This is a genomic window from Streptomyces sp. NPDC107500 (assembly GCF_055582785.1).
The window spans coordinates 914,647-929,026 of record NZ_JBVJPF010000003.1 but is presented as its reverse complement, the minus strand read 5'-3'; the positions used below and the strand labels follow the sequence as shown (position 1 = coordinate 929,026).

Genomic DNA, 14,380 nt, shown 5'->3' with positions numbered 1-14,380 from the left:
CCGCCCTAGCGGCGGGCGATCAGGCAGGCCTGCGGGACCTTCGCGGACGTGTCCGCCTCCTGAATACGCACGGTCCGCGACAGCACGGTGAACCCGGCCCGCTCCAGCAGCCCGGCCATCGCCTCCGGCCGCCGCCGCTCGAACTCCAGGGCGACCGGGTGGCCGAACGGGCGGTCGAGCAGGCTCGGTTCGTCGCCGACCTGGAAACCGAGCAGCAGATGCCCGCCCGGGGCCAGCACGCGCCGGATCTCCCCGAAGAGGTCCGGCAGCCGCCCGGCCGGGGTGTGGATCGACGAGTACCAGGAGACGGCCCCCGCGAGGGCGCCGTCGGGCAGGTCCAGCTCCAGCATCGAACCCTGCTCGAACCGCAGCCCCGGGTTCTCGCGGCGCGCGATCGCGAGCATGGACGCGGACAGGTCCAGGCCGAAGACCCGCAGGCCCAGCGAGGCGAGGTGCGCGGTGACCCGGCCGGGCCCGCAGCCGAGGTCGGCCACCTGTCCGTCCGGCCCCACCAGCTCGGCGAAGGCGGCCATGAGGGCGCGGTCGAGCGCGGTGCCGGCGCCGGTGGAGCGGTGGTGTTCCGCGTAGTCCTCGGCGATGGCGTCGTAGAACGTCCGGGTGGTGGTCACGAAGGCGGCGTCAGTCATGGCGGGACCCTAGTGGCGGGCACTGACAGCCGCGCCGCACGGCCCGGGAAAGGGCAGGAGCCCCGTCGCCGGGACGGCGCGGGGCTCCTTGGGTACTGCTGTCAATCAGACAGGAGTGACGTTCTCCGCCTGCGGGCCCTTCGGACCCTGCGTGACGTCGAAGGACACCTGCTGGTTCTCCTCGAGGGAACGGAATCCCTGAGCGTTGATCGCGGAGTAGTGGACGAAGACGTCCGGGCCGCCGCCTTCCTGGGCGATGAAACCAAAGCCCTTTTCGGCGTTGAACCACTTCACGGTTCCGGTAGCCATAAGCCCTCCTTGGGCCCAAAGGGTTGCCCTGCTCCAGAACCAGCAAATGTGAAGACGGGAATTCCGCACAACTGCATACGTCTGAGAACGACGAGAGCCCGCGGTCACATGCTCCGCAGGCTCTGTACTGCAAGGGAAACCAAACTGCAACTTGCTGTGAGCCTAGCACGCGGCCACCCCAGCGCAACAGAGGTCAAGATCACTTCACCCGGACGTTTGAACACCTCCGCCGTTCGGCTGACGCCGGGGGGCGGCGGAGGGCGGATCCGGGAGGAGGTCTAGCCTCGCGATGTGGACAATTCTCGCACCCGGCCGCGCGTCGGCCACATCCAGTTCCTGAACTGCCTGCCCCTGTACTGGGGGCTCGCGAGAACAGGCACGCTCCTCGACTTCGAGCTGACGAAGGACACCCCGGAGAAGCTCAGCGAGCAGCTGGTGCGCGGTGATCTCGACATCGGTCCCGTCACCCTGGTCGAATTCCTCAAGAACGCCGACGACCTCGTCGCCTTCCCCGACATCGCCGTCGGGTGCGACGGGCCGGTGATGTCCTGCGTGATCGTCTCGCAGGCCCCGCTGGACCGCCTGGACGGTGCCCGGGTCGCCCTCGGCTCGACCTCGCGCACCTCCGTACGCCTCGCCCAGCTCCTGCTCGCCGAGCGCTTCGGGGTCCAGCCCGACTACTACACGTGCCCGCCCGACCTGAGCCTGATGATGCAGGAGGCGGACGCGGCCGTCCTGATCGGTGACGCGGCCCTGCGCGCCAACATGATCGACGGCCCGCGCTACGGCCTCGACGTGCACGACCTCGGCGCGCTGTGGAAGGAGTGGACCGGCCTGCCCTTCGTCTTCGCGGTCTGGGCGGCGCGCCGGGACTACGCGGAGCGGGAGCCGGTGCTCACCCGCAAGGTGCACGAGGCGTTCCTCGCCTCCCGCAACCTCTCCCTGGAGGAGGTCGACAAGGTCGCCGAGCAGGCGGCCCGCTGGGAGGCCTTCGACGAGGAGACCCTCGCGAAGTACTTCACCACCCTCGACTTCCGCTTCGGCGCCCCGCAGCTGGAGGCGGTCACCGAGTTCGCCCGCCGCGTCGGCCCCACCACGGGCTTCCCGGCGGACGTGAACGTGGAGCTGCTGCGCCCCTGATCCGCGCCGGACCCCGCGCGGGGGCCGCCCACTACCCTGCTCCCAGGGACTGGCGTACCTGCTGACGGGGGAGGGGTGGACGCCATGCGGCCGCTCGAAGTCGACGAGCCCACCGCCGTGGGACCCTACCGGTTGCTCGGCCGGCTGGGGTCCGGCGGCATGGGCCGGGTCTACCTGGGCCGCAGCGCCGGCGGCCGCACGGTCGCCGTGAAGATCGTGCACCCGCACTTCGCGCTGGACGAGGAGTTCCGGGCCCGGTTCCGGCGCGAGGTGGACGCCGCGCGCAGGGTCGGCGGCGCCTGGACCGCGCCCGTACTGGACGCGGACCCCGAAGCCCGGGTGCCGTGGGTCGCCACGGCCTACGTGGCCGGTCCGTCCCTCACGGCGGCCGTCGCGGACGGCGGCCCGCTGCCCGCCCACTCGGTACGGGCGCTCGGCGCGGGCCTGGGCGAGGCGCTGGCCGCGGTGCACGAACTGGGCCTCGTCCACCGGGACGTGAAGCCCTCCAACGTCCTCCTCACCCTCGACGGCCCCCTCTTGATCGACTTCGGCATCGCCCGCGCCACCGGGGGCACCTCCCGGACGGAGTCCGGGGGAGGCACGGCGTCCCTGACCTCGACGGGCGTCTCGATCGGCTCGCCCGGCTACATGGCGCCCGAGCAGATCCTCGGCAAGGGCGTGACGGGCGCGGCGGACGTGTTCTCGCTGGGTGCCGTCCTCGCGTTCGCGGCGACGGGCACGCCGCCCTTCCCGGGGGACTCCTCGGCCGCGCTGCTCTACAAGGTCGTCCACGAGGAGCCGCGGCTCGACGCCCTGGACGGGGAGCTGCGCGGCCTGGTCGCGGCCTGCCTGGCCAAGGACCCGGCCGCCCGTCCGGCCCCCGGCGAGGTCGCCCGGCGCCTGGCCCCCGAGGGCGCGGCCCGCCTGGTGACCGGCGGCTGGCTGCCGGGGGCGCTGGTGGAGCGGGTCAGCCGGAGCGCCGTACAGCTGCTGAACCTGGAGGCGGCGGACGCGTCGAAGCCGGGGCCGGTGTCGGGGCCCGTCGGCTTCAGCAGCCCGTCGGTCGGAGCGCCGGACGCGAACGGCGGTGCGGCGGACCCCGGCGTCTTCGGGCCGGCGCCGGTGATGCCCACGCCGACGGCGGCGAACGTGCCGGGTCCGCGTGACGGTGACCGCCCGCCTTCCCCCGCTCCCGGCAGGCTGTCCGTCTCCGTCGCGGCGACCTCCACCCGGGAGGACGAGGGGCGGCGCGGCCGCCGGATCAGCTGCACGGTGGCCCTCGCGGTGGCCGGGGCGATGGCCGCGGTGACGGTCGGATCGGTCTTCGTCCTCGACCTGCTCCCGGACGGCGGCAGGGACGACAACGCCGACGACGGCGGCCGCAACCCGTCGGCGACCGCGCCGTCGGAGCCCGGTTCCGGCGGGGGCGCCCAGCCCGTCCCCGGCCGCTACCTGGGCACCTGGGAGGGCCAGGCCGTCGCGGTCGAGGGCAACCTGCCCCTCGGCACCTTCCGCCTGACCGTCCGCGAGGCCGCGGTCGGCGCCCGGCTGGGCACCCTGCGCCACACCGACCTCTTCGGCGGCACCTGCGACGACGTACTGACCCTGAAGAAGGTGACCGGGAAGCAGGTCGTCGCGAGCGCCGTGGGCGCCGAGGGCAACCGCGACGTCTGCAACCAGGCCCGCCACACCGTGCTCCTCACCCCGGTCGGCGACGACCTCCGGTACGAGTCCGACAGCGAGGACTCGGGGCGGCCGAAGGCGCGGTTGTCGAAGGTCGGGTAGCGGCGACGCGGGCACGGGCGCGGGTCCCGCACCCGACCGTCCCGCCGCTCAACCCGGTACCACCACCGTGCGCAGCTCACCGTCGCCGAGGTGCAGCATGCCCTTGCCCGGCGCCACCGGGCCGCCGACCATGGCGCGGGAGACGCGCAGGCCGATGAGGTCGCCGCTGGAGGACTCCTGCGGGGAGAGCAGGATGCCGCGGCGGGCCTTCTTGGCGTCGACCTGCCAGCCGGAGAAGCCGCTGCACACGTCCTCCTCGTCACCGGCGATGACGAGGGCGAGGCCGCGTTCGGCGCCCCGGGAGACGATCTTCTTCATCTGGCTCTCGGCGTCGCAGTCCTCCAGGATCTCGCCGTCGTCGATCAGGACGGCGATCGGCTCCTCCGGGCTGGCCTGGTCGATCAGCTCCTCGAACTCGTCCTCGTCGATGTCGTCGCCGGTGAAGACCTTCAGCACGCCGTCCGCGCCGTCCAGTTGCCGCATCGGCGACTGGCGGGGCGCGGCGACGACCAGGCGGGTGCCCTGGGCGAGGAGCGACTGGGCGACGTTCATCAGGACGGTGGAGCGGCCGGACTTGGCGGGCCCCGCGATGACGAACGACGGTACGCCGTCGGCGAGATCGGGGCCGAAGCCGACGATCTCGTCGCCGCCGATGCCGATCAGCGCCCACAGCTTGGAGCGGGACGCCTCCGGGTCGCGCAGCTCCCAGGCCTCGGGGAAGGTGATCCGGCTGGGCAGGCTGTCGACGCGGAACGGACGCCGGGCGCGCGGCACTTCGGCGTCGCGGGCCGTCGCGGCCTCGCCGATCGCGGTGATCGCCGCCGCCTGGCCCTGGCCGGTGGTGTCCTCGGAGAGCAGCGCGAACTGCGTCTCCGTACCGGCCTCGTTGCGGAACGCGCGGCCCGGCGGGATCTCCTCGGGGACCTTGCGGGCCGGGATGCCGAGCGAGGCGAAGTCGCTGCGGTCGGCGAGGCGCAGACCGTACTTGTCCTCGGTGAGGGTCGCGATGCGGCCGACGAGGAGGGTGCGGTCACCGGTCAGGACCAGGTGGATGCCGATGCTCGCGCCCTCGCGCATCATCGTCTGCAACTCGTCGGTCAGCGCGCCGTGGTCCACCTCGCCGAGGGTCGGCACCCAGCCCTCCCAGCGGTCGAGGAGCACGACGATGTGCGGCAGCCGCTCGTCCTCGGTCACCGCGGCCCGCTGCTCGCCGATGTCGGCGAAGCCCTTGTCGGCCAGCAGGTTCTGGCGGCGGTCCATCTCCCCCTTGAGCCGGTTGACGAGCCGGACCACCCGCTCGGTCTGGTTGCGGCTGACGACCGCGCCGCAGTGCGGCAGCCGGGTCAGCGCGTTGAGGGCGCCGTTGCCGCAGTCGATGCCGTAGAGGTGGACGTCGGCGGTGGAGTGGGTGCGCGCCAGCGAGCCCGCGATGGTCCGCAGCACCTGGGAGCGGCCGCTGCGCGGGGCACCGCCGATCATCAGGTGCCCGAAGCTCGCGAAGTCGACGACGACCGGGCGGCGGGCCTGGTCGGAGGGCAGGTCCTCGATGCCGTACGGGGCGGGCGGCAGCTTGCCCGGGGCGGCGCCGGCGAGGACCGGGACCTCGACGTCGTCCAGCAGCAGCTTCTCGTCCAGCGCCGGCAGCCAGGGGCTGTGCTGGGCGGGGATGCCCATCGACCGGTTGGCGTCGCGCACCGCGTCGACCAGCACCTTGAGGTCGGTGATCTCGTCGTCCTCGCGCGACTCGGCCTTCGGCTTGGTCAGCGCGGCCCGGCCCAGGTCCTCCCAGCCGAGCGGCCCGACCCAGGGAGCGAGCGCGGCCGGGTCGGCGGCACCCGGCCGACGGCCACCCACACGGCCCGACTGGAAGGGGACCAGGGAGGAGTGGCCGAGGCGCACGTAGGCGCGGCCCGGGGTGTTCTTGGAGATGTGCCCGGCCTCCGGCGAGTCGATGACGTCGCTCGACTCGCCGCCGTCGGTCACGCGCAGCGCGATGCGGAGGTTGGTGTTGGCGCGGATCTCGGGGGAGACGACACCGCTGGGCCGCTGGGTGGCGAGCAGCAGGTGGATGCCGAGGGAACGCCCTCGCTGGGCGATGTTCACGAGGCCGGTGACGAAGTCCGGCAGGTCCCGCACCATGGACGCGAACTCGTCGATGACGATGAGCAGCCGCGGCACGGGCGCGTGCGAGGGGTCTCGCCTCACCAGATCCTGGTAGTCCTCGATGTCCTTGGCGTCGGCGGCGGCGAGGATGTGCTCCCGCCGCTTCAGCTCGGCGCCCAGCGACTCCAGGGCCCGCTCCACGAGGTGGGCGTCGAGGTCGGTGACCATGCCGACGGTGTGCGGCAGCTTCACGCAGTCCTTGAACGCGGACCCGCCCTTGTAGTCGACGAGGACGAAGGTCATGTTCTCGGGCGTGTTCGCGACGGCCAGCGCGGCGACGATCGTCTGCAACAGCTCGGACTTGCCGGAACCGGTCGTACCGGCGATCAGGCCGTGCGGCCCGTCCTTGCGCATGTCGATGCCGAAGGGACCGTCGTACGACTCACCGATGACGGCCATCGTCGACTGCCCGCCCATCCGCCACCGCGCGCTGATCGCGTCGGGCGTCGGCGGCTCCAGCTGGAGCACGTCGAGCAGCCGGCTGGCGCCGGGCAGCGCGGAGTCCTCGGTCTCGCCGCTGATGTCGCGCAGCGCGGACAGCGAGCGCGTCAGCCGCAGACACCACGCGGGCGTGACGAAGTCGGGCCGCACATCCGTGATCCGCTCGACCCCGGCCTCCTCGACCCGCAGCCGCAACTTCTCGGTGCGGGCCCGCTGTTCGGGCTCGGCGACCGCGTTGCCGTGCCAGGCCTGGAACGACGGGAACCCGCCGGGCGTCTGCTGTACGGCGGCCTGCTGCCCGCTCTCCTGCCGCCCCGGGTCCTCCGCCTTGGGCTCGGCGACGACGAACGCCTGGCACTCGCCCGGCAGGAACCGCTCCTCGGAGTCGAGGCACACGGCGAACATGGACACCGCCGGCCCCTCGCGCAGCAGCCGTACGACACCCGGCAGGGACCGCAGCCGGCGCGACCCGTCCCAGACGACGACGATGTCCGGGTCGCTGAAGCTCGTCCCCGGCCCGCCGCCGCCCTTCTGCTCGGCGGCCTTCTTGCGGGCGTCGAGGATCTGCGTCAGCTCGCCGATGCGGGCGCCGACGGTCTCGGCGTCGGTCCCGATGAGGACGTTGACGTCCTGACCGCCGGAGGGCCGGGAGTGCGGCAGCCAGCGCACCCAGTCCCACCCGGGCCGCGCCGAGTTCTCACTGAGCACGTAGAACTGCACGTCCATGGGGCTGTGCAGCGCGGCCGTCTGCGCGACCGCCCAGCGTCCGAGCGACCGGGCGGAGTCCCCTGGGCCCGCGACGCCGATGACACCGAGGGAACGCAGGGAGAGCGCGACGGGCGCGTCCTCGATCTTCCAGGTGACCTGGCGGCGGTGGTCGTCCTGCTCGGGGTCGTCGAGGACGACCTCGGAGGGCAGTTGCCCCGTACCGAAGCGCAGCAGGAGATGGTCGCGGTCGGTCCGCCGCCGCTCCCACAACCGTGTCCGCGGCCCCGTCCCGACGGACAGCACGACCGCCGGATCGGGAATGGCGTGCCGCCGGTCGGTCCGCTCGGTGACGAGCGCGTCCTGCGCGTCCTTCTCGATCCGGGCCTTCTGCTCCTCGTACTCCTTGACCTGCTTGGCGTGGGACTTGCGCCCGTGCTTCTTGTCGTTGAAGTAGTTGGCGAAGAGCAGGATGGGACTGAGTCCCGCCATGATCAGGTAGTACCAGCGCCCGAAGACCGCCACGGCCACCACCGCACCCACCAGCGGGGTCAGCGCCATCAGCCAGGGCAGCGGCCGTGCCTCGTACTCGCGGGGCGGCGAGGGCAGCCGGAAGTTCGTCTGCCGCTCCGGCGGACGCAGCCGCGGCGGCCGGTTGTAGTCCAGCCCGACGCCGTCCTCGGACCACTTCAGGGCGGCGTTGGGCGGCGAGTACCGGGCCAGCTCGACGAGTGAGTTCCCGACGGCTATCTGCGCGCCGAGCGGCCACTCGTCACCGTCCCGGTCCTTCATGGACTCGCCGTCGAGGGTGACCTCTTCCTTCTCGGCGTGCACGGCGACCTTGCAGGTGCCGTCGGTGGAGACGGAGAGGGTGAGGGCGCGCGCGTCGACCTCGGGATCGTCGATCCGGACGTACGACGCCGCTCCGCTGCCGATGTCGTACTTCCCTACGCCGAGCCGGTGCACGAACCCGGCCCCCGGCCCGCCGACGATCCGCAACTCCACCAGCCCGGTGGGCTCTCCGGGCAGACACCCGGACGGATCCTGGAGGGAGACGACGGCGCCCTCGCGCAGCGGCGAGCCGACCACGGTGGCGGAGGGATCGACGGCGTACCCGTCGACGTAGACGAGCGGCGCGCCGCTCGCCGGCGCCTGCCGCTGCTGCCCGATGGGGATGACCTGCGCGCCCGCGACGCCGACCTGCTTGGCCAGCTCCTCGGCGATGTCCCCCACGGTGGACTCTGGATCGGCGTCGAGCACGACATCGGCGGTGCCACCGCCGAACGGGTCGACGACGGTCAGGGTCAGTCGCACGCTTGTCCTCCCCAGGCGAGCCCCTGGAGCCGCTTCCACACCACGGCTCACAGTCCAGGCGACGATATCCGCTGGGTGTCGCGGTCCGGCAACAGGGAGGTGACCGGACGTTCCCGAAGGCAACGCAGGGATGTGACACCAACGGCCTCACCCGTAAGCTGCTGCCTCAAGAGCGGACGATCACACCGGTCGTGACATACGACCGGTCTGACCGGTGCGCCGGTTCGATCCGCAAAGAGGAGCCACGGGGGTTGGCCCTGCGGCGTTGTGAGAGGAAGCGGCTTCATGGCCAAAGACCTTGACATCACATACCAGGACATGCGGGATGCGGCCAAGCATGTCGTGAAGGAGAAGGAAAAGCTCCAGGAGAAGCTCGACGGCCTCCGCAAGTACATCGCGAACCTGGTCGAGGGGGGCTATGTCACGAAGTCCTCCTCGAAGGCCTTCGACGACAACTTCGACGAGTTCACCAAGGGCGCGAAGGACACGCTCGACGGCCTCGACGGCATGGGCGACTACCTGACCACGGCCGCGGACAAGTTCGAGCAGATCGACGAGGAACTGGCCAAGCAGGCGCGGAGCAAGTGACTCCCCGCCGGTAGGCGTGCGCACTGCCGCTCGGAGCGGCCCTCGGAGACTTGTTCCGGGGGCCGCTCCGTGAAGGTTGGCCTCATCCGGCCCGTTCCTTGACGGGGCTTGATCGATGAAGGGTCAATCAGGCGTATGCCTCGCAAGGCTGTCGACTGCCACCCGCCGAGACCGGATGAATGCATGAGTGACCTGACCCTTGACGACACGATTTTTCAGCATTTGAAGACGACCTTCTCCACAATCAGCGACCGCATGGAGGCCACCCGCCGCAGCCTGCGTGGCGCGGACGCCTCGGCTGTCGGAGAGAGTCAGCTCATCGAGGACGTGCAGGACTTCGCCGACGAGTGGGGCTACGGCATCAAGCAGCTCGGTAAGCACACGCAGGGTGCGGTGAAGATGATCAACACGATCGGTGACACCTTCGGCAAGCTCGACCTGGAGCTGGCCGAGTCGCTGAAGGCCAAGAAGAAGGGGAAGTGAGCGTGGCTGGAAAGCGCCCCGCCTTCCCTCACATCGGATGGGATCCGACGCCGGGCGACGTCGAGGACACTCGTGAACTTGCCAAGAAGCTCGGGAGTCTGGCAGGTGAGCTGGGCACCGCGGTCCGGGAGCTGGAGCGCATCGAGTGCGGTGCGTGGAAGGGGAAGACCGCGATCGCCTTCACCGAGTACATAGGTGAAGACGTCACTCCTCTCATCCGCAAGAGCTACGAGTCCTTCGACAAGGCCTCGCGTGCCCTGCACCGTTGGGCCGGCGAATTGCAGGACTTCCAGGACGAGGCGAACCGGCTGGAGAAGTCCGCCGGCGAGAAGCTCGACGACCGGGCCGAAGCCGAGGCGAAGGCCGAGGGCAAGGGCAGTAAGGAACTCGGCGAGGCCTCCAGTGCGGTCGACGGAGTTGTCCAGAAGGTTCACGCCCTTGAGGAGAGGTACAAGGCGGCCGCCCGGCAGATCAGCAAGGAACTGGACAAGGCTGCTGACATCGCACCGGATGAACCGGGCTTCTGGGACAAGCTCGGCAAGGGCATCGCCGATGCCTGGGACGCCACCGGTGACTGGCTGAAGGAGCACGCCGACCTCATCAAGGCAATCGGCGATGTGCTGAGCGATGTGACGGCCGTGCTCGGCATGCTGGCCATCATCACCCTGCCGTTTCCGCCCCTGGCCGCGATCTTCGGAACGGCCGCCCTCATCGGCAGCGGTCTCGCGCTGGCGACCCATGGAGTGGCCATGGCGGCGGGTGCGGACGTGAGCTGGGTGACGATGGGCACGGACGCACTGGGGCTGCTGCCAGGAATCGGCATGTTCGGCAAGGGCGTGAAGGTTGTCGGGGAGTCGGCCAAGGCGGCCCGGGGCTTGGCGGCGGCCAAGGTCGGCGCGTTGGGCAAGGGGTTCCAATCCACGAACCTCGGTTCGTCTCGCGTTCTGGTTGCCTTCGGCAAGTCTTCCAGGATCGTCGAAGGTGGGCTCGGCAAGGCCGGTCTGGTGAAGATCGGCGGCCAGGGAAGCTTCGTTCACGAAGTCGCGCATGCCAGCAGTGGGCTCAAGTCCCGTATGGGTGGTCTCGTGAGTGCGGGCTATCACGAGGGGCAGTGGCTGGGCACCAAGGGGATCAACACCTTTTTCAAGGGCAACATGGATCCGTTCAGTGGCCTCGGTAGAACCGTCGACGCAGGACTGAAGATCGCCCCCAAGGTGGGGACACACATCAGCAGTGCCGTTTCGGGGGATTAGCCTTGAAAGGCGGAAGGCCGCACTGACCACCGTCGTCGGAGAGGGAAGTCACGAGTGAACGTCTGGCAGCCGGAGTCCGGTGAAACGCTGCTCGCACGCGCGCCCGTCACCTTCGCGACGGGGGCGGCGCCACATGTACGAGGAATGCGCTGGTTTCGCGACGCGGAGCGCAACGACATCCAGCATGACCTTCAGGGGTGGCCGGAAGGCCCGTCCTTCTCGCCCCGCTCAAGCGGTGACACCGTCGCACACCGCTTGTTGAGGGGCGCCGCAAAAGTCACCGGAGCGACCGTCATGGCGGCCCTGGGTGCCGCGGGGGGCAACATCTCCACGCCCTCGTCCGCAGACTCCGGCTCGGACACACCCAGCGACCCCGCGAATGAGGTAGATGACTTTCCCGTCATGTGGGCCGCCCCGGACACGGTCGCCAGGACGCTTCCCTGGCAGTTGGATCCGGGCCGTGCGGATCAGAAGCACTGGCGAACGCATCTCATCGTCACGGACCGCAGGGTCCTCGTCGTCCAGCTTCCCTACGACGGGAAGAAGTTGGAGGCGGTCGACGACGAGATCCTGTGGCAGATTCCGCGCACGGAAGTCGCTGCGGTCGAGCCGAGGAATTTCAAAGAGGGCGAAGATTTTACGATCGCCTTCACGGACGGTTCCTGGTGCAGGTTGAGCTGCAGATCGCGGAGGCAGTTGACTCGATATCTCATGCGAGCACCGGAGCTGCTCTCCGTGGCCGATCTCAATCCGGCGCAACGGAAGGCTGTTCTGGACTACGCGAGAGAGATCGAGATGCCGGGTTCTGTCACGCCCGTCATCACGCGAAATTCTTGCGGTCACCTCAACGTCGATATCCTTCTCCCCGATCGGCTCACCTCGGCCTTCGGTGCCTCTGAAGAAAATATCGTGCTGGATGAAGAAGGGTGCGAAGTCGCTTTCTCGGACTACCACCCCGAAGACCTCTGAAGCTGCGGTCGTAGCTGCGGTCGTTCCCTTCCCTACTCGATGCATCGGTTCACATGACCTCCTCTGCTGGTTCCTCCTCCGCCGTTCTTCCCGCATCGTCGGCCGAGCCTCCCCCGATATGGTTTCTGGCGCCTGAGGGGTTCTTCGCACTGCCGTTGGCCGACGGCCCCGCGGAGCGGGCCGAACGTGCGGAGTCCTTCGTGCGACAGCTCTACTCGCGTGGGGATGAGGAGGTCTGGAACCCCGCCGCACCCGTCTACGCGACCTTGGCCGAGAGGATCGGGGACACGGGGGTGTCCTACGCCGCCCTGGGGTTGTTCTCCACCTCCGAGGTGGAACGCGCCACGACGGGCGATGTCGCCAGGCACGACCTCTCCGGGGGAGCCGCCCAGTGTGCGTTCACCCTGGCGGCCGTTCCCACCGATCACGATGCCGATGCCACCGACGTGGTCGCGCAGGGCATTGTGGCCATCCTGTCGAAGGACACGTTCAACGACGTTCAGTGGCTCGACCTCCCCTGTGGGCCGGCGGTCTCGTGCGTCACCTGGCGGCAGTACCAGCTCAACCCCGAGGTCACGGCCACAGGGGAGCCGACGGACCTCGTCACCGCCGAGATCCAGGTCCATGTGCCCTTCCCGACCGGCCCGTTCACCGCGGTGTTCACGCTCGTCACGGCCTCTGTCGATCAGTGGACCGAATTCGTCGACATGATGGCCGGGATCCTTCAGACGATCTCCTTCACGGATCCTGCCGAGGCCCTTGCCGAGTAGTCCGCCATCACCGTGTGCCGACCCAGGTGCCCGAAGAAGGGACATACAGCAGAGGTGATGCGTGAGACCTCGCAGGCTCTCCGGGCCCCGGGGTCAATGCGTCGTGGCAGGGAGCCGCAGCGTTCGCGCGAAGTCGTCCAGGGGCTCCATGGCCGCGGCGATCACTTCCGGATCGTCGTGGTGCCCGCGGAGTACGACGTCGGGTAGGCCGGGCGGGGTGTGCCAGTGGTACGTGACCGAGGTCATCATGATGGTGCTGTCCGCAGGATAGGAGCGGGTGACCCGGACGCCGTCCGCGCCCAGGTACGGGGAGGCGAACGGAATACTGCCGGATCGCTGCTGCCACTCGGGGATGTCAGGGTGCGGCACCGTGAACGCGGTGGCTCCCTCGCAGGAGGACGGGTCAGGGGCTTCGCAGTGGAGGCGAGTGGCGTGCATCACCAGAGGCATATAGGTGAGTGGGACGGGGCGATAGATGAACGCCTCGTCGGCCTGGAGCTTGTCCCGGAGGATCACGATCGTCTGCTCGTAGAAGCTCTTCTGAAAACGGCGGAGTTTACGGGTGAGTTCGATTCCGTGTATGGCAGCCAGTTCGGACAAGGTCGCATCGAGCCAGTCCTTGAACGTCTTCTTGTCCATCTGGAGCCAGAGATAGTCCCAAAGACCCTTGTTGGCATCTGTATCGACATGAAGAGCGCCGAGGTCGGCGCTCCACAGGGTGCCTTCAGACATGAGCGGTCACTTTCGTCGGGGCATGGGCAGGGTGCGATCCATCAGGCATAGCTCCAGCGGAAGGTGCCCATCACGGCATCGAACAACTCAACCAGGGTGTCGTAGAAGGCGGGATCCGAACCGGGGGCGACCAGAGCGCTGAAGGAGAACGCGAGGTACTGGTCGGGGGTGCTGTCCGGGACCGGAACGAAGTACTCGACGCGGCGGTGGGCAACGTCCACCCCCTGGGCCGCATCCGCGGGTACGTCTCGCTCCGAGCGCAAGGCTGCGGTGTCGTCGAGTTCCCGCGCCTTGGCGCCGGGCGTCTGGGAGGCGAGCGCGGCCAGGACGGCTTCCGGGCCGGTGTCGGGCCTGACCCGTGGAACCTCGATCGGCGCGGAAGCCACGATCGAAACGGGGAGCGCGACGCCGTGGAGTCGTTCGGTGGGAAGGTAGAGGGTCATTCCCCCCTTGGCGCGGGCCCGGCGGACGACCTTCTTCAATTCCTGGATCAGTTTCAGCCGGGCCTGCGGAATGTCGTCCCTGGGAAATCCGGCGGGTAGCTGTGCGACAGCCTTGCGGACGATGCGTTCCATCGCCTCCTTGGTTCCGCTGTGCAGCGGAATCACGTCCCAGCCGGGCGGCGGCACCAGGTTGAATCCAACGGGGGCTCGACGAGGTTCAGCGGTGATCATTTTGCTCCCGAGTCACTTCCACGGCATAGGTAATGCCTACGAACAGCGCCCACGCCGGGGCAGCGATCATGCCTGGCCAGAAGCCGAAGAACAGGGAAGGGAGGAAGAAACCGCCCCCCATGGCGAGATCTCGGGTGAGGTAAGGCGGACGGGCCGCATGCCGGGGATATTTTGTGAAGACCCAGACGTAGTGCAACAGGCAGCCGATGATGCCGGCCTCGTAAACGTACAGTACGTCATTCATCAACGACTTCGGCACCAGGATCATGATTCCCAATACCGGCAGGAACAGCGGCATTCCGATGATCAACGTCAGCCGAAGCCGTCGGTTGGGGCCGGTGCCGATTCCGGTGCGGCCGGCTTCGGCCTCGACAATGCGTCGCGCCGAGTTCAGATCCATGGCATTC

The 14,380-nt window shown here is 69.4% G+C and carries 13 protein-coding genes; 7 read left to right on the top strand and 6 right to left on the bottom strand.

The window, feature by feature from the left end:
• Positions 1 to 5 precede the first annotated feature (5 nt).
• Both ACZ67M_RS15920 and ACZ67M_RS15915 read right to left on the bottom strand, forming a co-directional pair.
• On the bottom strand, positions 6 to 647 hold the full coding sequence (locus tag ACZ67M_RS15920; RefSeq protein WP_469851239.1) for a class I SAM-dependent methyltransferase: 642 nt from the start codon (positions 645 to 647) through the stop codon (positions 6 to 8).
• A gap of 105 nt (positions 648 to 752) precedes the next feature.
• Positions 753 to 956, bottom strand: coding sequence for a cold-shock protein (locus ACZ67M_RS15915; RefSeq protein ID WP_003974443.1), 204 nt, complete (start codon positions 954 to 956; stop codon positions 753 to 755).
• A gap of 291 nt (positions 957 to 1,247) precedes the next feature.
• Between ACZ67M_RS15915 and ACZ67M_RS15910 the strand changes: the two genes are divergently transcribed.
• Positions 1,248 to 2,096: a menaquinone biosynthetic enzyme MqnA/MqnD family protein gene (locus tag ACZ67M_RS15910; RefSeq protein WP_469851237.1), complete on the top strand. Its 849-nt coding sequence runs from the start codon at positions 1,248 to 1,250 to the stop codon at positions 2,094 to 2,096.
• An 84-nt stretch (positions 2,097 to 2,180) separates the two neighbouring features.
• Positions 2,181 to 3,881 (top strand): serine/threonine-protein kinase, encoded by a 1,701-nt coding sequence (locus tag ACZ67M_RS15905; protein WP_469851235.1) that lies wholly within the window; start codon positions 2,181 to 2,183, stop codon positions 3,879 to 3,881.
• 48 nt (positions 3,882 to 3,929) lie between these two features.
• On the opposite strand, the gene ACZ67M_RS15900 is transcribed toward ACZ67M_RS15905, so the two are convergent.
• Entirely contained in the window at positions 3,930 to 8,504 is a 4,575-nt protein-coding gene (locus ACZ67M_RS15900; protein ID WP_469851233.1) for an FtsK/SpoIIIE domain-containing protein, read from the bottom strand.
• Between the two features lie 285 nt (positions 8,505 to 8,789).
• Between ACZ67M_RS15900 and ACZ67M_RS15895 the strand changes: the two genes are divergently transcribed.
• From ACZ67M_RS15895 to ACZ67M_RS15875, 5 genes are all read left to right on the top strand, one after another.
• Positions 8,790 to 9,092 (top strand): WXG100 family type VII secretion target, encoded by a 303-nt coding sequence (locus ACZ67M_RS15895; protein ID WP_202557588.1) that lies wholly within the window; start codon positions 8,790 to 8,792, stop codon positions 9,090 to 9,092.
• Positions 9,093 to 9,275: 183 nt separating this feature from the next.
• A complete protein-coding gene (locus tag ACZ67M_RS15890) occupies positions 9,276 to 9,575 on the top strand; it encodes a hypothetical protein (RefSeq protein WP_385794270.1) in 300 nt (99 codons plus the stop codon).
• A gap of 2 nt (positions 9,576 to 9,577) precedes the next feature.
• On the top strand, positions 9,578 to 10,828 hold the full coding sequence (locus ACZ67M_RS15885; protein WP_392009641.1) for an enoyl-CoA hydratase/isomerase family protein: 1,251 nt from the start codon (positions 9,578 to 9,580) through the stop codon (positions 10,826 to 10,828).
• Positions 10,829 to 10,882: 54 nt separating this feature from the next.
• Positions 10,883 to 11,797, top strand: a complete 915-nt coding sequence (locus tag ACZ67M_RS15880) for a hypothetical protein (protein WP_392009644.1) — start codon at positions 10,883 to 10,885, stop codon at positions 11,795 to 11,797.
• A 200-nt stretch (positions 11,798 to 11,997) separates the two neighbouring features.
• Entirely contained in the window at positions 11,998 to 12,567 is a 570-nt protein-coding gene (locus ACZ67M_RS15875) for a hypothetical protein (RefSeq protein ID WP_469851232.1), read from the top strand.
• A gap of 93 nt (positions 12,568 to 12,660) precedes the next feature.
• Here ACZ67M_RS15875 and ACZ67M_RS15870 read toward each other — a convergent pair whose 3' ends face one another.
• From ACZ67M_RS15870 to ACZ67M_RS15860, 3 genes are read right to left on the bottom strand one after another with little or no spacing between them, the layout of a single operon-like run.
• Positions 12,661 to 13,299 carry a hypothetical protein gene (locus ACZ67M_RS15870; protein ID WP_469851231.1) on the bottom strand — a complete coding sequence of 213 codons (639 nt, stop codon included), beginning with the start codon at positions 13,297 to 13,299 and terminating at the stop codon, positions 12,661 to 12,663.
• 41 nt (positions 13,300 to 13,340) lie between these two features.
• Positions 13,341 to 13,973 carry a hypothetical protein gene (locus ACZ67M_RS15865; RefSeq protein WP_469851229.1) on the bottom strand — a complete coding sequence of 211 codons (633 nt, stop codon included), beginning with the start codon at positions 13,971 to 13,973 and terminating at the stop codon, positions 13,341 to 13,343.
• On the bottom strand, positions 13,960 to 14,373 hold the full coding sequence (locus tag ACZ67M_RS15860) for a hypothetical protein (protein ID WP_392009654.1): 414 nt from the start codon (positions 14,371 to 14,373) through the stop codon (positions 13,960 to 13,962). The genes ACZ67M_RS15865 and ACZ67M_RS15860 overlap by 14 nt, the downstream gene beginning before the upstream one ends.
• Positions 14,374 to 14,380: the final 7 nt, after the last annotated feature.